This is a genomic window from Bacteroidales bacterium (assembly GCA_023228145.1).
GTDB lineage: Bacteria > Bacteroidota > Bacteroidia > Bacteroidales > CAIWKO01 > CAIWKO01.
The window spans coordinates 42,034-62,723 of the sequence record JALOBU010000002.1 but is presented as its reverse complement, the minus strand read 5'-3'; the positions used below and the strand labels follow the sequence as shown (position 1 = coordinate 62,723).

General features: G+C 35.3%; 17 protein-coding genes and 1 riboswitch. Of the genes, 2 read left to right on the top strand and 15 right to left on the bottom strand.

What is annotated here, in order from left to right; genetic code table 11:
* Positions 1-5: 5 nt before the first annotated feature.
* From M0R16_01150 to M0R16_01135, 4 genes are all read right to left on the bottom strand, one after another.
* Positions 6-1,010 carry a DUF4465 domain-containing protein gene (locus M0R16_01150; protein ID MCK9611492.1) on the bottom strand — a complete coding sequence of 335 codons (1,005 nt, stop codon included), beginning with the start codon at positions 1,008-1,010 and terminating at the stop codon, positions 6-8.
* Complete coding sequence (locus M0R16_01145) at positions 1,007-2,923, bottom strand: TonB-dependent receptor plug domain-containing protein (GenBank protein MCK9611491.1); 1,917 nt, start codon at positions 2,921-2,923, stop codon at positions 1,007-1,009. The genes M0R16_01150 and M0R16_01145 overlap by 4 nt, the downstream gene beginning before the upstream one ends.
* Positions 2,924-3,022: 99 nt before the next feature.
* Positions 3,023-3,223, bottom strand: a riboswitch (cobalamin riboswitch).
* Between the two features lie 61 nt (positions 3,224-3,284).
* The gene (locus tag M0R16_01140; GenBank protein ID MCK9611490.1) at positions 3,285-4,211 is read right to left on the bottom strand and encodes a M23 family metallopeptidase; all 927 of its coding nucleotides are present in this window, start codon (positions 4,209-4,211) and stop codon (positions 3,285-3,287) included.
* A 118-nt stretch (positions 4,212-4,329) separates the two neighbouring features.
* Positions 4,330-6,573 (bottom strand): PKD domain-containing protein, encoded by a 2,244-nt coding sequence (locus tag M0R16_01135; protein ID MCK9611489.1) that lies wholly within the window; start codon positions 6,571-6,573, stop codon positions 4,330-4,332.
* A gap of 317 nt (positions 6,574-6,890) precedes the next feature.
* On the opposite strand from M0R16_01135, the gene M0R16_01130 reads away from it, so the two are divergent.
* Complete coding sequence (locus M0R16_01130; GenBank protein ID MCK9611488.1) at positions 6,891-7,139, top strand: hypothetical protein; 249 nt, start codon at positions 6,891-6,893, stop codon at positions 7,137-7,139.
* 53 nt (positions 7,140-7,192) lie between these two features.
* Here M0R16_01130 and M0R16_01125 read toward each other — a convergent pair whose 3' ends face one another.
* Genes M0R16_01125 through ligA form a run of 7 tightly spaced genes read right to left on the bottom strand, consistent with a single transcriptional unit; the run spans position 7,193 to position 14,968 of the window.
* A complete protein-coding gene (locus M0R16_01125; GenBank protein MCK9611487.1) occupies positions 7,193-8,902 on the bottom strand; it encodes a S8 family serine peptidase in 1,710 nt (569 codons plus the stop codon).
* A 7-nt stretch (positions 8,903-8,909) separates the two neighbouring features.
* Positions 8,910-9,584: a hypothetical protein gene (locus tag M0R16_01120; GenBank protein MCK9611486.1), complete on the bottom strand. Its 675-nt coding sequence runs from the start codon at positions 9,582-9,584 to the stop codon at positions 8,910-8,912.
* Positions 9,585-9,622: 38 nt separating this feature from the next.
* Complete coding sequence (gene mnmA / locus M0R16_01115) at positions 9,623-10,708, bottom strand: tRNA 2-thiouridine(34) synthase MnmA (protein ID MCK9611485.1); 1,086 nt, start codon at positions 10,706-10,708, stop codon at positions 9,623-9,625.
* Between the two features lie 4 nt (positions 10,709-10,712).
* On the bottom strand, positions 10,713-11,744 hold the full coding sequence (locus tag M0R16_01110; protein MCK9611484.1) for a LytTR family transcriptional regulator DNA-binding domain-containing protein: 1,032 nt from the start codon (positions 11,742-11,744) through the stop codon (positions 10,713-10,715).
* Positions 11,728-12,294 carry an HAD-IIIA family hydrolase gene (locus tag M0R16_01105; GenBank protein ID MCK9611483.1) on the bottom strand — a complete coding sequence of 189 codons (567 nt, stop codon included), beginning with the start codon at positions 12,292-12,294 and terminating at the stop codon, positions 11,728-11,730. The genes M0R16_01110 and M0R16_01105 overlap by 17 nt, the downstream gene beginning before the upstream one ends.
* A gap of 16 nt (positions 12,295-12,310) precedes the next feature.
* Positions 12,311-12,886 carry a D-sedoheptulose 7-phosphate isomerase gene (locus M0R16_01100; protein MCK9611482.1) on the bottom strand — a complete coding sequence of 192 codons (576 nt, stop codon included), beginning with the start codon at positions 12,884-12,886 and terminating at the stop codon, positions 12,311-12,313.
* Positions 12,887-12,916: 30 nt separating this feature from the next.
* The gene (ligA, locus tag M0R16_01095) at positions 12,917-14,968 is read right to left on the bottom strand and encodes an NAD-dependent DNA ligase LigA (GenBank protein ID MCK9611481.1); all 2,052 of its coding nucleotides are present in this window, start codon (positions 14,966-14,968) and stop codon (positions 12,917-12,919) included.
* A gap of 148 nt (positions 14,969-15,116) precedes the next feature.
* On the opposite strand from ligA, the gene M0R16_01090 reads away from it, so the two are divergent.
* Positions 15,117-15,473, top strand: a complete 357-nt coding sequence (locus M0R16_01090) for a hypothetical protein (protein MCK9611480.1) — start codon at positions 15,117-15,119, stop codon at positions 15,471-15,473.
* An 8-nt stretch (positions 15,474-15,481) separates the two neighbouring features.
* Here M0R16_01090 and M0R16_01085 read toward each other — a convergent pair whose 3' ends face one another.
* From M0R16_01085 to M0R16_01070, 4 genes are all read right to left on the bottom strand, one after another.
* Positions 15,482-16,783, bottom strand: a complete 1,302-nt coding sequence (locus M0R16_01085; protein ID MCK9611479.1) for a glycosyltransferase family 4 protein — start codon at positions 16,781-16,783, stop codon at positions 15,482-15,484.
* A 28-nt stretch (positions 16,784-16,811) separates the two neighbouring features.
* Positions 16,812-17,180, bottom strand: coding sequence for a four helix bundle protein (locus tag M0R16_01080; GenBank protein ID MCK9611478.1), 369 nt, complete (start codon positions 17,178-17,180; stop codon positions 16,812-16,814).
* A gap of 52 nt (positions 17,181-17,232) precedes the next feature.
* Positions 17,233-18,417 (bottom strand): hypothetical protein, encoded by a 1,185-nt coding sequence (locus M0R16_01075; protein MCK9611477.1) that lies wholly within the window; start codon positions 18,415-18,417, stop codon positions 17,233-17,235.
* A 134-nt stretch (positions 18,418-18,551) separates the two neighbouring features.
* Positions 18,552-20,630, bottom strand: a complete 2,079-nt coding sequence (locus tag M0R16_01070) for a glycosyltransferase family 39 protein (protein MCK9611476.1) — start codon at positions 20,628-20,630, stop codon at positions 18,552-18,554.
* Positions 20,631-20,690 lie beyond the last annotated feature (60 nt).

The following is a 20,690-nucleotide window of genomic DNA, read 5'->3' as shown; positions in this document are numbered from 1 at the left end:
TTTTTTTATTTTTTTAAAAACTTTGCACACAATCCATTACATATAATTGTATAAATACCTGGCGAGAGATGCCTGATATCAAGATATGCGAACGATTCATTAACTGGGATAATAAAAACAATTTTTCCGTAAATATCATTTACAAATATTGTTGCTTGTTTATCTACAGGAATATTTTTAACATAAATGAAATCATTAGCGGGGTTTGGGTATATCAGAATTTGTTCTGAAATATTTTCCTTTACCGATGCAAAACTATTATGATTTGTGATAAGGTTGTCTATGCAGAAATAGGTGGGGTTGTTAATACCAAACCCGCCAACAGTGTCGGTTGAGAACATATTGAATTCCAGGCTGTCAACTTTTCCCAGAATTTTTAAATCTACCCATTCCCAGGTTTTTACAATGTAATCTTCAGTAGAATCGGCTGACCTGAAATCTGCAAGGTAAAACAAGACACTGTCGGCTTTTTTCATGCCGTCTTTATACCCGTAAATTGCAACTGTGAACCAATCCGGGTCAGTGCCGTCTGCCCCGCCGAATTTTTTTGTGGCAAAATCCCCGTTTTTCATGGTAAGATATCCATAAGTGGAATTTGTAATATAAAGGCCGCTGACACTGTCGTTCTGTGCTATTCCTGTGAGCCTGATAACCGGCAAAGGGTCGAAAACACTCACATAACAGACGGCATATTGTTGCGAATTATTAAATCCAAAACAGCTTATTGCGCTAAGGTCATTAGTAAAACTCTGTGTCAGGGTGTCACGCATACTTGAGTAACTAAAACCGCCCCATGAAGTAAATCCACCACCCCAGTCCGTAAATTTGTTATTGAACCAGGCGTTGCCATTTGCAAATCCACCAGAGCCGTCACTTCCGTTCCAGAAAGTATCGGCAGGCAGAACGGGGGTTTCAAAATCAGAAATTGTCTGAGTTTTAGCTACAGGGGGCATCAATAATAACATTATAATTACTAATGCAGTGATAATTGATAATTTTTTTGTTTTCATGTTTTGTTTGTTTTTTTATTGAAATTTAATTTAATTCCTGTGTTGAAATTTATACCGGGCATGGCCTGCCAAGCAATAGTCTGGTATTCCTGGTTCCAGATATTATTAAGATGAAAAAATATTCCGAGGCCGAAATCTTTTATTTTAAATTCTTTTGCAAGATGGATGTTCCCCAACAGATAGGATTGAAGTTGTTCTGAATTATCCGGAGAGGTATATCGTGCTGAAACAAAGTTCATATTATAGGAACAGGCAAAAGTGTTATATGACCATAAAATAATGAGACCTGCATTTGCTTCCGGTGTATAAATAAGCTGTTTGCCAAGAGAAGTAATGTTTGAACTTTTTTCAACGGTAGATTTGGTATATGCGGCTTCGAGTTGAATTTTCAGCACGCTTTTTCGAATGGGAATGTCAGCAGCTATATTGCTTTCAGCCCCCCGGCCCCAAACGGCCTGAATGTTTTGCGGCGACCAGTAATACGACTCGGGCAGCCATATTATCCAGTTTGTTACATTATTATTATAACCGGATACAGAATAGTGAATTTTTATTTTTTTGCAAGTGATATTTTGTTTAATTCCCAGCTCTTCGACGTAAGCATTTTCTGGTTTAAGCTCTGGATTGCCTCCCGGATACCAAAACATATCATTCATGGTTGGCACCCTGTAGTTCCTGCTAAAATTAGCATATAAAATAAGTTCTTTATAGATTTTAATTTCCATACCTGCCGAAAACATTGGCGGCAGCAGCCCCATGTCGTTGTACTCTCCTCGTAAACTGCCATTGAATTTCCATAAGTTTTTTTTGCTTACGGCGGTATAGGAAACATAAACGGCCAGCGATTGCTGTGTTTTGGCATCAGAATAGTAATCACATATTCCTTTTGAATACGTATAGTTTATTCCAGTGTTTATGGTATGAAAAGGGAATATTTTGACATATATCTCTGCTTCATCCACAGAGAGAAGGGACTTGCTTTTTGAGAAAATATTTTTATCGGGCTCATCGTATCGGTATGTTTCATAAAACAATGCCGAGCGGATAAAAAGCCGGTAACGCAGACCGATATTATTCCATTCTGCCGCACTTCTTAAAAATTCATCGCCCTGTTCTGCCGAACTGAACTCCTGTGTCATTGTTGGCGGGATATTTCTGTCGCTTTTTTGATACCAGAGGCGGAAATTAAGAATATTCTTATCATTGAACTTATAGGATTCGTTCAGGCTTGCTCCATATTGTTTCATGTCAGAGTGAATTTGTTTTTCTTTCGGATTGCCATATTTAGCCAAGTTTGAATAAGAAAAATTATTTTTCCCTTCATGGAAAAAAGCTCTAAATTCACTGCTGTTATTTTGATTGCTATACTCAAGACCTGCATTTGCTGAATAATTGATGAAACTGCCGTAATCTGCCCCTGCATAAACAGCCAGCCCTTTCCCGAACCTTGGAATGTCAGTCAGATGAATTATTCCTCCAATGGAGCCGCTTCCATACAAAGCTGATGGCCCATTATACTGTATGGATATTTTATTGTTAAACCCGACAGGCACTAAAGATAAGTCCATGCCGCCATTCATGGGATTGTGAATATTAAAGCCATTCCACAAAATGGCAGTATGAGAAGTTCCGGTTCCTCTTATTGCAATAGTGCTTAATCCCGACACACCATTAGATTTTATATATAGTGTTGAAATTTGTGCCAGAGCATCGTTCAGGCTTTTTGTTTCAAACATTTTCATATAATTGCTGTCAATTTCAATGGTTTTAACTCCAATGATGTTATTTGAATAACGTTCCGTTTTAATTTCCACTTCCTGCAGTAAAAAAATGGAGTCGTTGATTGGTTTTTGAGCAAAAGAAAAAGTTGCTGTAAAAAATACAAAAAAGCCGATGATTCCTGTTTTTAACACAATAACATATTTACCAGTATGTTACTTGTAACTTTTTGGGAAAAACAGATAAAAAAGAAATTTGATTTATCTATTCAAGCTTTTTTCCCCGAAAGCTATAAATAACAAATATTCAATGGCAGGTTTTCTGACTTGTTCCCCTTTTATGCGTCTTCCCATCCCATAAATAACGGACAGTGACAAGAGTGCATAAAAAGTTTTCATAGAACTCACAGCAGCGGGTACTGTTCAGGATTTTAACCTGATTCCCTTTACGGTATCAAAATACTCAATACCGGCACCATTTGCTGGCAAAAGTAATTTATTTTTATAATCTACTCAGGAAATAAATGAAAATAATTCACAAAATGATGTTCATAAATTATCTGACGCGGATTTTTTGGCCGATTTGTAATATGCTTTTTGATGAGATACCGTTAAGCTTGCATAATGTTGAAACCGAAGTCCCGTATTTTGATGCAATATGACCTAGTGTATCTCCTTTTTTGACATAATAATAATTTCCAGAGCCTTTGGAACTACCTGAATAACTGGATTTAGAGGTTTTAGGGTAAGTTTTACTGGCAGATTTTGCAAAAGTTTTATTTGTTATTAAAAGGGTATCACTTAATAGTTTAAATTTTTCGAAATCTATAACTTTTCTGGGGTTCATAGGTGTGCCCAGATAACGTACTTCAAAGTGAAGGTGTGGCCCTGTTGAACGACCTGTGCTGCCACCATAGCCGAGAATTTGTCCGGCCTTAACCATCTGGTTTTCCCTGACGCGGAATCCTGATAAATGCCCATAAACAGTTTCCAGGCCATTAAAATGCCTAACCACGACAACATTCCCATATCCTCTGTGATATTTTGAAATTCGCACCATGCCGTCAAATGCACTTTTAACGCTATCACCAATATTTAAATCTATATCAATTCCATAATGGAAACGCCTACGCCGATAACCATATTCAGAATTGATGTGTCCTTTATGCGGATGAGTATAGAAATTTGTTTTATTATCGCAAAGAATCAATAAAGTAGTATCTTTTTTACTTGAAAAATCTACCTGAGGGTAATATATCCCATCGTTATCCCATGTTTCATATAATCCGTGAGCAGGAAAATATTCTGAGAGAGAATCCGTGTCATCATAAAAATTTGAACGAAGGTCAATGCTGTCATTCAGGCTTTCGATAATTTCAAATGTTTGCTCTCCGTTTCCCTGTGCAAAAGTTGTATTCTTAATAATGATTAAAACAAGAACAATAATTATAAGTGATATTTTTACAAAAAGGTTTTTCATCATATATTGTCAACTCGCAAGAGCATCCTGAACAAATTTAATCCACACAAAAATAATATTTTTTGTCAATAATGTTATGAAAAATGAGCCAATGCAAAGAAAAAACTGGTGTTAAAGGCTCTTAGTTTCTGTGAATCAGTATTTTTTTGCAAACAATTTTGTTTTCAAAATTCATTATCAGAAAATACATGCCCTCAGTAAAATCTGACACACTAAGTTTATATTGTTTTGAACTATTATTTAGTAGTGAACGACTGCAAATCAGTTTCCCATTGATATCCATGATACTAACAGATTTTACAAGTTCTGTTTCTTGAGTTATATCAATTATGATATAATCATCAGCAGGAATTGGAGAAACAGCAATAAGCTCTGTTGATGAATTTTCAATTATTCCAACAATACCGATTGATTGGTTTTCAATATCGCTGCTGCATGCATTGGAAGCAACGAGCATGATGTTGTAATTTCCATAAGCTGGAAAAGTATGAACAGGATTTGCGGCATTGCTGTTGGCACTACCGTCTCCAAAATTCCATAAGTAAAGAATTGCATTTTCAGATGTATTGGTGAAGGTTGCTTCAAGCTCGTTTATTTCATATGTAAATCCGGCAACGGGAAGTTTAAGAATGGGGATAATATTGCTCGAAGTATCGTTTGCCCGGTTATTATCTTCCGTGATATTAGTTCCTGCTATAAATACAAATTGTCCTGTGGTATCTGGTGTTTCAGTATTTGAAAAGGTGTATTCCTGAGTTCCTCCGGCAGGTATTGACAAAGATGGTGTAGTTTCATTTACTTGTGTGCCTTCAGCAATACGGTAATAAACCGAAATAGCACCATTATAGTTATTATACCCATAATTTTTAATCCGAACCTTAACATTAAACTCTGTATTCTGACAATAAACCCCCGAAGCGGGCATCAACACTGAGTCTATTCCGAGGTCATTAATGTGAAACTCATCAGCCCCGACATCAGGTGTTGTTGCGTTTCTTATATCTCCGTCAATATCTGTTGAAATAACAAATGGAGATAAATTGTTTGTTGCGGCGCCATTCAGCACTGTGCTTGTAACATGCAGGTCGGTTGAGGAAATATAATTAGGATTGGTAGTAAAAGAATTTTGGTCAAATGAAGAAACATTCTGCCAATTGGTAAGCGGGGGAGAAATATTTTCGCTGTACTGCCAGTACCCAATATAATTACCTGTGCCAACGAAAAGGTCGTTATAATTGGAAGCTGCAATGGGAGTGCTTGTTGTTTTGCTGACATAATAAGCATATCCGCCACCGGAATTTTTAAAAATATTATTTTTAATATATAAACTTGCGGTTGAACTGCCGTTTAAATTTATGCATGAACTATTTATAGGTGTGCCATTTTGTACATTAATGCTATTATGAAGGATGTGCTGATATTTGCTGTTAAAAATATAAATTCCGATTGCGTTAATGCTCGTTTGATTGCTGATTATTGAAATGAAGTTATTTGCAATAAGAGCATTTACTACAACAGTTTCATTACAATTCCACATATTAATGCCATAACCTGTTGCAATAGCAATTTTATTGTTCACAATGCGCATGGTATCGTTTGAATATTGGAAATACATGGCATTATAATTATTGTTTATTACATTAGAAGTTATTTCATTATTACTGATGTTGAGGAATCTTTGGTATTTCATGCGTAATCCCTTGGCGAACTGGCCAATAAATTGATTGTTTGACACAATCACGCAAGAATCGGGGATAGTGTTGCTTTGACCGACATAAAATAAGCCATGAGAACCGTATCTGATAATATTATTGTTAAAAGTATTATAACTTTTACTGCCGGAACTGTCAGTTCCAATAACTGAAGCTACAATTTTAGTATTTTGATTGGTATTACCTTCAATAATATTATTTGTGAATGAGTTTTTGCGAGCCGAGCCTGAAATTTCTATTACCCTGCTGTACAAGAAAGTGTCAGTTCTTATGATGGTCAGCTTGTCAAAATTGATGAAATCAGCTCCGTCAAGCTTAATAACATAATTATTTGCAGCTGAGGCAGATGATGAAAATTGTAGTGTTACAGAGCTGACATTGTTGTCTTGTGGTTGAAATGTAATTGTATTAGTTGCATTTGCGCCGGTAATGGGGTTAATAGATATTTGTTCGGTATAAGTTCCGGGTTTTATTTCGAATACGACACTGCTGATAATACCTTGTGAATGTAAGTCGTTCAGGGCTGCAGTAAAAGTTTGATAATCAGAGGGTGCGTTTCCAATTGTATAAATTCCATTTAACTGTCCAAAAGTAAAATTTTTGAAATACAGGGCGAACAACAAAAATAGTAAGATGAAAATCCTTTTTTGCATAATATTTTTCTTCAAAGTTACTGACTTTTTTAAAAGGCACATATAAAAAATAAGAAAAACATAGAGCAAGGGAGCAAAGATTTAGTTATTTTAGCAATCTGCAAATACAAACAAAAAATATATTTTTTCTTAAAAATTGAATTAATTAAAAAAAATGTTTTTCTTTTGTAACATAAATTATAAATTTTCAGTATAAAACGTATTAATTAAAAATGGATATTTTTTTTTGTTTGTTTGTAAAAAAAAATTATTAGTTTTACCGTCGGAAATTATACATACAAAAAAGAGCACTTTCTCGTAAAATGATAAATAACATTATGAGATATTTAAAAAAATGGTACGTGATATTGCTTGCAGTATTCATTGTTGAGATAGCATTTGAGTCCTGTACAAGGCATTACCGCTACAAAAGGATGATAAAGCGCAGAAGAACTGCTATTTCAAAAAGATATCATTCACCTTATCAGAAAAAATTGAAGAAAAATATAATTCCTATTAACAAGAATTATATCATTAAAAACAAACAAAACAGGCGTGGAGTGCCGACTGCAAGTAAAAGAAAATAATTTTTTTACATACCACTATAAAAAAGAGGCAGGAACGCCTCTTTTTTTTTGGATTATTTCAACTTCATAATTTTTGTCGAATAAGTTGCGTTTGATGTTATCGTTTTTAAGGTGTAATAACCTTTTGATAAATCACCAATAGCAGAGATGTTTATACTGTTACATCCTAATGTGCGTAAAACTTTTTCTTTCTGATAAACCACTTTCCCTGTCATGTCATATAAAAAAATATCCATTGCAGTCGTATCGCTTGAATAAAAGATTATCTGAAATGTTTCTTCAAAAGGGTTGGGGAATACAGTCAGGTTGTTCTCCTTGTCAAAATTCTGGAATGAATTTCCATTAAGTATAAGGTTTGCGGCCATAAGATTGGGGACACCGAATCCATATTCTGGCCCGGGATTCAGATATCTGTTTCCGGAAGCGATAACTGCTTCAATTATTTGCAAATTTGTTTTGTTAGGGTTTGCCTGCCATAAACACGCCATAGAGCCTGCAATGACAGGTGAAGAAAAGGAAGTCCCATTTCCGGAAGTAATGCTACCTGATGAAGAGGAAACATATGTTCCTTCTCCCATTGCACAAACAGTAGGCTTTAATCTTCCATCAGCTGTGGGGCCTCTTGAACTGAAATTTGAGATATTGCCCTTTGAGTTAACAGCACCAACTGTAATAATATTTTCTGCATCGGCAGGAGCGCCAATATAGAACCAATCATTGTTACCCGAGTTGCCTGCGCTGTTAACCACAAGTATTCCCCGTGAAGAAGCCATTTTTGCTCCTAGTGTCGAACGTGCCGTTTGCCCGTCCATATTCTGATATGTATAACTCCAGTCGTCGTAGTAAAAATCAGTATATCCAAGTGATGAGTTGATTATATCAGCCCCAACACTGTCAGCAAATTCAGCTGCAACCACCCAGTTATCTTCTTCTATTGGGTACTCGCTGTCAGAATCTTCTGAACGCAGAAGCCAGTATTTTGCTTTGGGGGCTGTGCCTATTAGTTCTCCGGGAATATTACCTCCCATAATAGATAGTACCATCATTCCGTGAGTACTTCTCTGGAATACATCGCCTCCAGGTTCAACAAAATCTTTTGTGCCTAAAATCTGGCCATTATGCCATAAACTGTCAAAAGCGCGCAAAGAATTTACATTAAAAAAACCCGCATCCAAAACAGCAATAACCATATTTTCACCACGATAATTCTGTTCATGTAAATAATCTGTACCTATCATATGAACTTGTGAATAAGCATTTCCGTAATCATATGATGTCGTATTTTCATGCATTTTAATATTTGGTTGACTTGATAGAAGAGGAGTGTTGTTAATATAGTTCAGGTTTCCTTCCATGGTGTCTTTATGTTTCTTTAGTTTTACGCCTTTTTTCAGAGATGTCTCTGCCAAAGAATCAACATCGATTACAAAGGGAAAGGAGAGAACTTTGTTCATCACATTGATATCTGTTGTTTGAATGGTAACACAATTAAACCATTTTGAAACAGTCAATACGATTGCGCCTGCGTTTTTTAAACTGTCAATATACCATGCGTTTACAGGCAAATCGTCAACAGAAACAGGGATGTTTTGTTTGGTTCTCCTGTCAATTGCTCTTTGGCTTAGAAATTCCTGGGGGTTATCAATGGAATAAGGAGAGTTGTTTTTATCAGTGAAAGTAACCCTGAATTTAGAAACTATATATTGTGCATCAGTAGTTAGATAAAAAAACATCAAGATGAGAACAAAAAATATTCTTTTCATTTTATTTTTAATTTCCGTATGTATGTATTGAATAAGTATAATCAATTCCGCTAGTTACCAACCCGGCAGGAGTTTTTATCAGGGATGTGTATTTTTTATAAACCATCCCCATCCCTGTGGCATAGATTTCCTGTTGAAAATCTTCGCTAATGATGGTGTAAAATGATTTTTGAAGTATTGTAGCCGTTGAGTCAAAATAATTACCATTAATAGTTTTTGATGAGTGGGTTTCTTGCAATTCATAAGTTTGAGGGCTAAGAGTATTAAATGAATTCCCATCCCACTTCTTCCCAGTTTCGACAGGGAAAATAAGTTTGACAAATCTTAAATTTTCCTCGACACGTTCCGCTGTTGTTGTTGTTCGGTTCTGATACCATACATCCCTGATAATCCACTCAGAAGTATCGTTTTCCCTTACATATCTTTCAATGCGTTGCGTTTCATTACCGGAGTTGTCAATAAATACAGATTCAATAACTTCTTTAATCTGATAGCTGAATGAATCAATTTGCCCTGTAAAATCATTATAACTGACAGAATCAACATCATATATCATCCAATGTCCTGTATTGATTGGGAAATACCGGTATCCCATATTTAATGGTAGTTCAGTTTCTTTTTTGCATGAAAAAAGAATGAACAGGGAAGTTACAATGAATATTATGAAGTGAATTTTTTTCATAATGGGGATAGTGCAAATTTATGAAAAATATATGGTTTTCATTTAATTATACCTCCCCCGATCAAATTCTTCCCTTCATAAAACGCAACTGATTGACCGGGTGTAATCGCAAGGACAGGCTCTTCAAAAATGACATGTACGTTTCCTTCCTTTTTAATTATGCTACTTTTTGTCCCCTTATCATTGTAACGGATACACGTAGTTATATTTTCAAAGTGCTCAAAATCTTCATATTTTGTGAAGTTTAACCCCGATGCAAAAAGCTCATTGCTAAATAATTCTTCGCGTTTAGCAAGTGTTACCGTATTTTTTAAAGCATCTGTTTGTTTAACATAAAGGGGGTAACCTGCTGCAAAACCAAGCCCTTTACGTTGCCCGATAGTATAATGAATAAATCCTTTATGACGCCCGATGATATTTCCATGTGTGTCTAAAAGGTCTCCTTCTCCAATTGAATTCATTACAGTAGGATATTCCCTTTCAATAAATTCAGCATAATCATTTTGGGGAATAAAACAAATCTCCTGGCTTTCACGTTTTGAAGAAAGTTTGCTGAATCCCAGATCAGAAGCCATCTCTCTGATTTGTTTTTTGCGATAACTGCCCAGTGGAAAAATAGTTTTACTAAGTTGTTCACTGGTGAGTTGCCATAAAAAGTAAGTCTGGTCTTTATCTTTGTCAACTGCTTTTTTTAGGAAATACCTGTCGCTATTATTGCCAATACAAGCATAATGCCCGGTTGCAATTTGGGCACATCCCAGCTCTTTGGCCTTTTCAAGCAGCAATCCCCATTTTATTTTTGCATTGCAAGTGACACAGGGATTGGGCGTCCTGCCTGCCCGGTATTCATTCACGAAGTCGTCGATTACTATTTTACGGAAATCCTGCCTGAAATCAAGAATGTGGTGTTCGAAACCATTTTCGGCTGAAAATGCGGATGCTTCGTGAATGGCTTCAATGCTGCAACACCCGTTGTTTTTTGCATTACAACTTTCAGTAATATAATCCCAGGTGCGAAAAGTCGCCCCAACAATTTCATATCCTTTTTTTTGTAATAATAAAGCGGAAACACTACTATCGAGGCCTCCACTCATTGCTACCAATATTCGGCCTTTTTCCGGCATTGCATTATTCGTATTTAATTATGCCTGCCCAGGACATAAAAGCTTCGAGATTATCTTTTTGAACTTCAATTTGTTTGCCGGGGTCAGGGTTAAGTATGAGCACAGGGTTGCTTGTGTTGAATGTCTTTCGGTTTTTAACTGACCAGGCAGAAACTATAAAATCCTGTTTAACTCTGAAGAATTTATATTGCCCGAGTTGTTTTTCAAGTTCATTAAAATCAGTTGAAAAGGGAAGTTCTTCACCTGAATTCAACTTTATAATTGTCGATTTGTCCTTAAAATAACAGTATGCAATATCTTCAATGTTAATATACTTTATACTTCCTTCCTGATGCTTTAAAATAATTTCTTCCTTTAAAAGTGTTCCATTCTTGTAAGTTAATTTTCGTTCTCCAAAATTATTTTCATTAAAAAACATCCATTCTCCATCTTTGTAATCTGTCTTATAATAACCTGTGTATAATATTTTTCCCGAGATATAAAAATATTGATATTTTCCATCAAGTTTCCCGTTTTTATAAAAGCATTTCATTTTTAAAATACTATCTGCGTAAAATTCCATACATTCCCCATCAAGTATACCATTTATGTAATTTTCTATCCTGTTGATTTTTTTGTCATCATAGAAATATTTCCAAGTACCTTCTTTAATCCCGTTTTTATAATTTTCTTCGGAGATTTTCAACTCATTCATGCCATAATAAACCCAGAGCCCTTCCTTTTTTTTGTCAATGTACAACCCTTCGCCGTTTTTCTTTCCATTGTTGAAGTACATTACCGTTTGTGCATTTCGTCCGCTGTCAGAATAAAGAGTTATAGCTTTGATTTTTTTGTCAGGATAATAATATTTAAATTCTCCTACGGGTTTATCATTAACAAATTGCCCTTCGTATTTAAGTGTATCTTTAACATATTTTTTCCAATATCCCTGTTTACGGCCCAACGAGTCTGTTACGTTTTGGGGCTGAGCTAAAATAGTTCCTGTTATAAAAACAAAAATTGTTGTTAGAAGCTTGTATTTAATGGTTGATATCATACAAATATTTAGCAAATTCATTTAGGTTATTAAAAACGTAATCAATAAGTTGTTTATTATCATTTTGCAATGATTTATTATTGCTGATGAATACAGTTAAAGCACCGATATTTCTTGCAAATTTCATGTCAGTAATTGAATCTCCAATCATGATTGTATGTTGAAAGTCTATCTCTGGAAAATCAGCTTTAGCCATCATCGCCATTTTGATGCCTGGTTTGCGGCAGGAGTCATTTTTAGAGTTTACATCTGGACAAAAATATATTCTGTCAATTCTACCACCACCGTTTTCTATCACATTGCACATATGTTTGTGAATATTTTTTAAATCTTTTTCACTCATTAATTCTTTTCCTATGCCTTGCTGATTGGTAATTACAATAATACGGTCAAAATACTTTTTTAAGAGGGACAAAGCCTCAATAACTCCGGGAAGGAATTCAAATCCTTGCCAATTCTTTACGTAATCATCCTGAAGTTTCTTATTTATTACTCCGTCACGGTCAAGAAACAGTGTCCATTTTTGCCTGTCGGTTAAACGTAACAACATAAATAAAATTAATTTTCTACTTGCTTTTAAATAATTTATTTTCAACCAACATGCAGAAAATGTGGCCGATAAGTATGTGGGCTTCCTGTATACGGGGTGTCTCGCTTGAAGGCACGTTAATGAGATAGTCCACTACATCTTTTATCTTTCCGCCACTATCTCCTGTCAATCCGACAGTAATAATGCCACATTTTTTTGCTGCATCAACAGCATTTATTATGTTAGGGGAGTTTCCTGATGTGGAAAGTGCTATGAGCATATCTCCTTGTCTGCCCCTGGCTTTTACCAACCTTGCATAAACCTCATCAAAATTATAATCATTAGCTACGGCTGTAAGATAGGATGTATTTACATGCAAAGCTTCGGCATCAAGGGGTTCTCTGTCGAAAGCAAAACGCCCCGATAATTCGGCGGCAATGTGCTGGGCATCTGCAGCGCTTCCACCGTTGCCGCAAAACAAAATACGCCCGTTATTCTTAAATACCTCAACTGCCAGCATACTTATTTCATTAATGGTATTTAACAGAGAAGTATTTTCCAGCAAACGTTTTTTAACTTCAATAGATTCATTAATGCATTGTTCGATATTCATAACAAATTAATTAGGTTACAAATATAAGATTTATGAGCGAATCATTTCGTAAAACTCGTTCTCTGAAATAACCGGGATGTTCAATTTTAGAGCTTTTTTCTTTTTTTCCGGTCCCATATTATCTCCTGCAAGTATATAATCTGTTTTAGTTGAGATAGAACCTGTGTTGTGCCCACCATGTTTTTCTATTAAAGTTTTTATTTCGTCGCGCGAGACAGTAAAAACCCCTGAAACAACAAAAGATTTACCTTTCAATTTTTCTGACAACTTTGAAAAAGAAGATTTATCAATATTAAATTTTAATCCCTGAGTTTTTAATGAATTAATTATTTGAATATTTTGCAGTTCGTTGAAGTATTTTTGAATACTTCCGGCTATTTTTTCACCTATTTCTTCAGCTTCTTTTAACTCGTCAAAACTGGCTTTTTGGAGGTTCTCAATGTTGTTGAAATGATATGCAAGTTTTTTAGCGACAGTTTCCCCAACATAACGAATCCCAATGGCATACAAAACCCTTTCAAAAGGAACCTGTTTTGACACTTCAATTCCTTTAAGAATATTTTCAACAGTTTTTTCTCTGAATTTTACTATCCTTGATTTTTCCGGATTTTCGAGTAAATATTCTTTTTCAAGGCCGATTAAGTTTTCGGCTTTTAGATTATATAAGTCGTCAATATTACGAATTAAACCCTTTTCATAAAGTAATTCCACTTTGCCTTCCCCCAGGCTGTCTATGTTCATGGCTTTTTTACTGATAAAATGCTCAATTTTACCTTTAATTTGAGGTGGACAGCCGTTTTCATTAGGGCAATAATGAATGGCTTCGCCTTCATTACGTTTAAGTTCTGTTCCACATTCAGGGCAAATATTAGGGAATTGCAATTCTACACTATCCTGATTTCGTTGGGACAAGTCAACGTTGGTTATTTTTGGAATAATTTCGCCTCCTTTTTCAACAAAAACCATATCCCCGATGCGTACATCCAGTTTTTTAATAATATCTGCGTTGTGCAGAGATGCTCTTTTTACTATAGTTCCTGCAAGAGAAACCGGCCCAAGGTTGGCAACAGGCGTAACGGCCCCAGTGCGCCCTACTTGAAAATCAACAGACAGTAATTTTGTCAGTGCCTGCTTAGCTTTATATTTGTAAGCAATGGCCCAGCGTGGTGATTTTGCTGTAAAGCCAAGCCGATTCTGTTGCTCGTAGGAGTTAACTTTTATAACAATGCCGTCAATACCGAAAGGAAGTTCTTCACGCGCAACTTCCCAGTATTCGATAAATTCTTTGATTTCAAGGATTGTTTTGCATTTAGCGATATACATAGGTATCTTAAAACCCCATTCTCGGGCTTTCATCAGGTTGTCGTAATGATTATCAAATGGCAGTTTATCACCAATAATATGATAAAGATAGCAGTCCAGAGAACGTTTGGCAACTTCAGCAGAGTCCTGCATTTTCAGGCTTCCGGAAGCTGCATTGCGTGGGTTTGCAAAAGGGGGTTCGCCGATTTCAGTACGCTCTTCATTCAATCTTTCAAATTCACGGTTTGGCATAATGATTTCGCCGCGGATTTCAAATTCATCGGGGATATTTTTGCCAAAAAGCCGGAGTGGTATTGTTTTTATGGTTTTGACATTTGTAGTTACGTCGTCTCCCTGAATGCCATTGCCGCGGGTGACGGCATATTTTAAAATGCTTTTCTCATAGGTTAGTCCAATGGCTACACCATCATATTTAAGTTCGCAAATGTATTCACAGGGTTCTCCGGAAAGAAGTTTTTTTATTCGCAAATCAAAATCTGTAATTTCTTCTTCAGAGTAAGTATTTCCCAATGACATCATAGGGTTTTTATGTGTAATCTGTTTAAAAGATTTAGTTATTTCCCCTCCTACACGCTTAGTGGGAGAATCTGGAAGTGCGAGTTCAGGATATTCTTTTTCCAAGCGGATAAGCTCTTCAAGAAGCATGTCAAATTCATAATCAGTAATAGTAGGCGCCGACAAATTATAATATTCATAATTGCAGCGGTTTATTTTCTCGCTCAACTCAATGATTTTCGTTTTTGCCGAATCTTTATCCATCTGTAGATTTTAGACAAATATAATAAATATTGAAAAAAATGGCGTTGTTATATCAGGTTGTCTGTATTAACAGTGATTTTGTTATTTTTGTTAAATGAAATTGATAAGAATGAGGAAAAACTTTAAAAGCGCCTTAATGTTTTTTTGCATGATGTTTCTTGTTAGTAGTGATATTTTTGCCCAGCAGGATAATAACGAATCCGATAATGTTTTTTTTGCCAGAATAAGCCATAATACTTGTGGCATACCTGATGGTACAGCAGATGACCTGATTGGGATGATATTTGAAAATGGCAAATCTTTAGCCGATTCCACAGCTGCCCATTGCCTGATAAATACATGCATAGCCCGTGCTTTAAAGGCTGATCAAAAGCAGGCTGCAATGGATTTTTACGATAAATCATTGAAGTTAATTAATGTGTATAGCCCTTTATTGGATTTTATTCAACCTTACCTTGAAAAATTTCTTTTACCCGTGATTCAGAGTAAAGAGGAATTAAAATAACCTGAATCTTATTTTTTTACTAACGAATCAAAAATCTCCGCAAGTTTTTTAGTGAGGTTTTTCCTTGTGAATTGTTTGATCTTATTTTTATCAGCTTGGTATGAATTAGTTTTGTTTTTCCAATTATTAAATTCAGAAAGAATAAACTCGGAAGCATTTTTTATATCTGAGTAATCGAAAATTTGTCCTGCACCTGTTTCTCTCAAAATGCTTGCAGCATCTCCATCCACAGGGCCAAAGGCCAGCACCGGCCGCTGCGCTCCCATATAATCAAAAAGCTTGCTGGTGATGATGCATTTGTTATCATCTGTTTTAGGGATGATAAGTAGTAAAAGCTCTGATGCAGCAATACTTTTAAGTGAATCGGTATAAAAAGTATAAGGAGAAAAATGTGTGTGATTTTTATAAGGAGATGCATCCACGATGTCATGAAGATAAATGGGGAAATTGCCCAGAAACTCCAACTCAGTATTGTCAAAAAATTCTTTATTTAATTTAAGTATTTCAAGGGTATCAAAAAAACACTGAGGGTCTTGTTCCTTGCTGAGGCTCCCGGCATAAGTTATTCGAAATTTGGTATTTGCTTCATATGTGAGCTCCGAAAAATAGGTATCGTCAAAACCGTTACTTATCAGGTGAATTTTTTTTGTGGTTTTCCGGTTTAAAATCTGAACAAGTGATGGCCCTACAGTGATAATTGCATCCATTTTGTCAATGGTTTTTTTCTCAATCTTTTTATCAATATTATGTATCCATTTCCACCTGATAGAGTTATTCAACAGCCAGAAGACATCTGTCCAGGGATCGCGGAAATCGGCAACCCAGGGTAGCCCTGTTTTGGCTGCGGCTTTACGTGCAATGATATGGTTTGTTTGTGGGGGAGATGAGCTGAAAATCAAGTCAATTTTTTCTTCATAAATAATTTTTACCGCTTTACTGACAGTGGAAAAGTACCATGGGAAACGTGTATCTGGAATAAAGTTATACTTCACCCAGCGTGAAAGTTTGTCCATACGGGTGCTTTTTGAAGCATCAGTAAACCCATAAGGAAGGAAGTTCTTTTTAGATTTCGGAGAAACCGAACTAAATATCTTATGAAGGCTTAAGCCTTTAGAACGGTATATTTTAGTATTTGACCTGACTTCTTTTTGAAGGCTTTCATCTTCAAAAGGAAAATCACCGTTTTCTGTAGTCAATATGATGGGTTCCCAACCAAAATCATGAAGGTACTGATAAAATTTCAGGATGCGGTTAATTGGTGCCCCGCCTGCCGGAGGCCAGTAATATGTTATGAAAAGGACTTTTTTCATTTCAGAAGTCAGAAGTTAAAAGTCAGAATTATTTGTTTGTATTCCTTTTATTTTTCGATGTTATTATAGATTTTGTGATTATTGATAATAATTGTTCGCACTCATTAGCCAGTATAGTTAATTCATTTTTATTTTTGATTATTTCCAGATCACATATAAATTCAAGCCAAAAGAGCGTTTCATCAGCTTCTTCCTGTACAATAATGAGTTTATTAATAAAATCAGCCTGTGATTTTGCACGATTTACAGACCTGTAATTTGCAGCAACTGAACTTGATGAACGGAGCAATTGTTTAACGATTATATCATTGCCAATAGTTCTTGGCATTTTTTCAGCAAATTTAAAAACCAGAACTGCAAATTTTCGTGTTCTTAATTTTAAATCAAATTCTGTCATAAAATAAATAGAATTTCAATTCCGAATTCATAATTCTAAATCCTGACTTTAACTATGGTTTATAAATTAACAACATGCTCAGTCCACGGCTCATCCAGCCACATGACCAGCGCATCAGAGTATATGGTTTCCGGAATAATGATGTTTTCTGGTAGTAGAAATATCCTTTCTTTTTATGTTGCATATTATCAATAGCCCAGCTGGCAATTTTTTCCGCAAGAGTGATATAACTTTTATCAAACCTTGATGCTTTCACAAAGGATATAATGCCTTGTGCCGAGCCGTGTACATCAAAGGGGTGGGTTTTGTCATTAGCCCATTTTGGTGCTCCGTTAGCAAGAAAAAGATTGTTTTTGTAATATTCAATACCTTTTAGATATTGCTGCATAAAAGAATTATCTCCCGTATGGTCCATATAATCAAGTATGGCATCAACGATATAACCCGTATGATAGTTATCGTGTTTCCGCGGGTGATCACCAGCGGGGTATGTGTAATACCATGCCCCGTAATCGGTTTGTTTGTCCACAACAAAATTCACAAGTTTACGGGCTTCTGTTGACAGTTGTTCATCCTTAATGTATTTATTTACCCTTGCCACAATTGAGCCGGTTAGAATACTAACGTCCATCACTATCCAGTTTATTTTTTCGGAAGGAACATAACTGAGACATTTCATGGAATCATCTTCATAGAGTACTTTAGGTGCTTTTAATAAAAATGTCAGTGCGGATTTGGCTGCTTCAAGGTATTTTATATTTTGAGTTAATTCATAGGCATCCATCATTGCCGTAGTTACAAAATAAGTAACGACGCGGTTGGGAAGGTGGGCTGGTGCAAAAAAACCAACATCCTGCCATGGGTGCTGATACCCCCAGCACATGCCCCATTCGGTTTTTGAAGGATTTTGAAGTAGCCATTCAAGTAAATTTTCTGCACGTTTTAAGTCTTCATTATTTTGTTCAGCCTTGTAACGATTCATGTGTGCTATGGCGAATAATGCAATACCTTTAGGATTTCTTGTTTTGGGAATAAAAAATAAAGGTCTTATATTTACAGGAGAGCGCATAACTACCTGACTGTATAATAAACGAAGGTATTTGTTCCCAAAGGATAAAAACATCAATAACTTACTATCCAGTGCGTCATATTTATTGTAGCCTTTATAGTTACGTTCGTGTGCGTAGTCTAAAACTTTTGTGAGAGAAAGTTTTATTTTTTCATGAGTATTGCTCATCTATATAATTTTTAACAAAAATAATAATACAACTTCAGACACCGAACTATAGAAAAGAGTTTAATTGAATAATAAAGTGCAATTAATTAAAAATTAAGTTTATAGATGGAATCAGTTGTGCGATTAATAATAAATTATTCCTGAAAGTTTAAGATACTCACTTCAAAGTCGTCAAAAAATACTTTTTTGTTTTTATCAGGGTTGTAAACATAAAGAGAAACTTCTTTGCCGTCCATATTTTTGGGGATAGTAACTACCAATCTGATTTTTTCCCATCCGGTATCATTTTCCTCAGTCACATCCGTACTGAAGTTATAAAACTCTTCTGAGTTTTTTGCAGATAAACATATTCCGGCCTCTGTATCCTGTTCGCAATATCTCCAAACACTTATAACAAAATATTGATTTTTGGTAACAAAAGGCAAGGTAGTTACAAAGCCATATTGTTTGTAATCAATCAAACAAACGGAATATTTACCGCTTAGAGCTTTCTCTTCACTTCTTGAGTCAGCAACTGCAAATTTAATAGAATCCGGATTCCCGATAAAGTTAATTCCTGCGGAGTCAGTTGTTTCACTGTCACAAAAAAATGTAGTACTGTTTAATTTATAATCGTAAGAAATCTTATATATTGCCACATTTTTATATTGGCCGATTTTTTCGGAAAGAACCTTTGCAATCATAGGGTCTTTACGGATGGATGTGTCGCCAACTATTGCATATTTAATATTTAGGCTTTTATAATGATTTATCATGTGGATAAAATCCGGGCCTTTTTCTGCAATAAAGGAGACGCCGTTTTGCCCCATAAGGTATAAAGTGATACTGGGGGAAGCATCTGGTAACGAAAAAACATTATCATTTTCTGTAATGCCAATTTCCCTAAGGTACGGGGTAATGGTTTCGTATGCTTCCATTCTGGTTCCATAAGCCCAGTTTTCATATCTGTAAAAATCCACCTCCCATCGCGAGAGGAATGAAGAATAGTCATACAACTGTTTGTTATGCCCGCAATACCTTGCCCATGTTTTTTCTTTTCCATAATGTGCACAAACTAATACAATCACGAGCATTACAATTTTGAACTTAAGCGAAGAGAAAATATCGGGGTAGTTTTGCTTGAGAAAATTAAAAAATGTCAGGCATGTGGCGGGTATGAATATTAAGTAATTTATCAGGTGATAATCATGAACATTATATGCCCCAAACCATAAAGACATACCACCTATGCAGCAAAGAAAAATTATTATATTGAGAATGAGTAAAAAACGGTTTTGCTTTTTAAAATTTAAAAGGGCGATCACAAAAAAAGCTAATATAATTATCAACCCTATGGTATGAAAATAATTTTTTAATTGAAAATCGAAAAGAATTCTGAACATGATAGTTATTTCAGAAGATTTCATATTCCAAATAGGTAACACTCCCGTCTGAAAAAGATAATTCTCATGAACTTTGTTGTAATAAACCGCATATAAATACCAGGAAGCGACAATAATTCCAACAAATAAAAATAGTAATAGTGTAAGAATTCTTTTTTTGAAAATATAGTTGCTGTCAAATCGGATAATTTTTGTCCATTCGAGAATGAAGATAATTAAAAGAGCTGCAAAGCTGATTCCTGCTGTTATTTTAACAAGCATGGCTAAACAGAAAAATGACAATGTTGCAATGATGAACCAGTATTTTTTAGTATTTACATATTTTAGGAAAAAGTACCAACCAATAAAAGCAAAACACAAACCCGGAACATCGGTTAAAAAGTTATTTCCATAGTAAATAATGATTGTTGATGTAAAAAGCCACAAGGGCAAAAGAATAGCCCAATAAACATCTTTTAGGATGTTTTCAAATATTCTGAACAATGCAAATAATCCTAAGAACATTATAATAACAAAAAAGAGGCGGTAAATCCACTCGTGATATCCAAATAGTTTCCAGAGTTTTGCAACAGTCCAGTAAAGAATGGGAAATTCCGAGGCATTTTTTCCGGAAAAGTTCTTCCCTGTTTTCAGGTTTAGTTGAGGTTCAAATAAGCTATTTCCTGTTTTATAAAAGTTATATGTAAAAGACAAACAATCGCATTGCCTGTGCTGATGGATTGATTTGGGGCGATAAGTCAGTATTTTATTGTAATTATAGAAAAAAAAGAATCCCGAATAAAATAAGATGAAGATTATAAACCCATATCGTTTTTTTAAGAACTTTCTCATTTGTTATGTTGTGAAATCAGAGCCAAAAATACTAATTTATATTGCTTCGGAGAGAACACA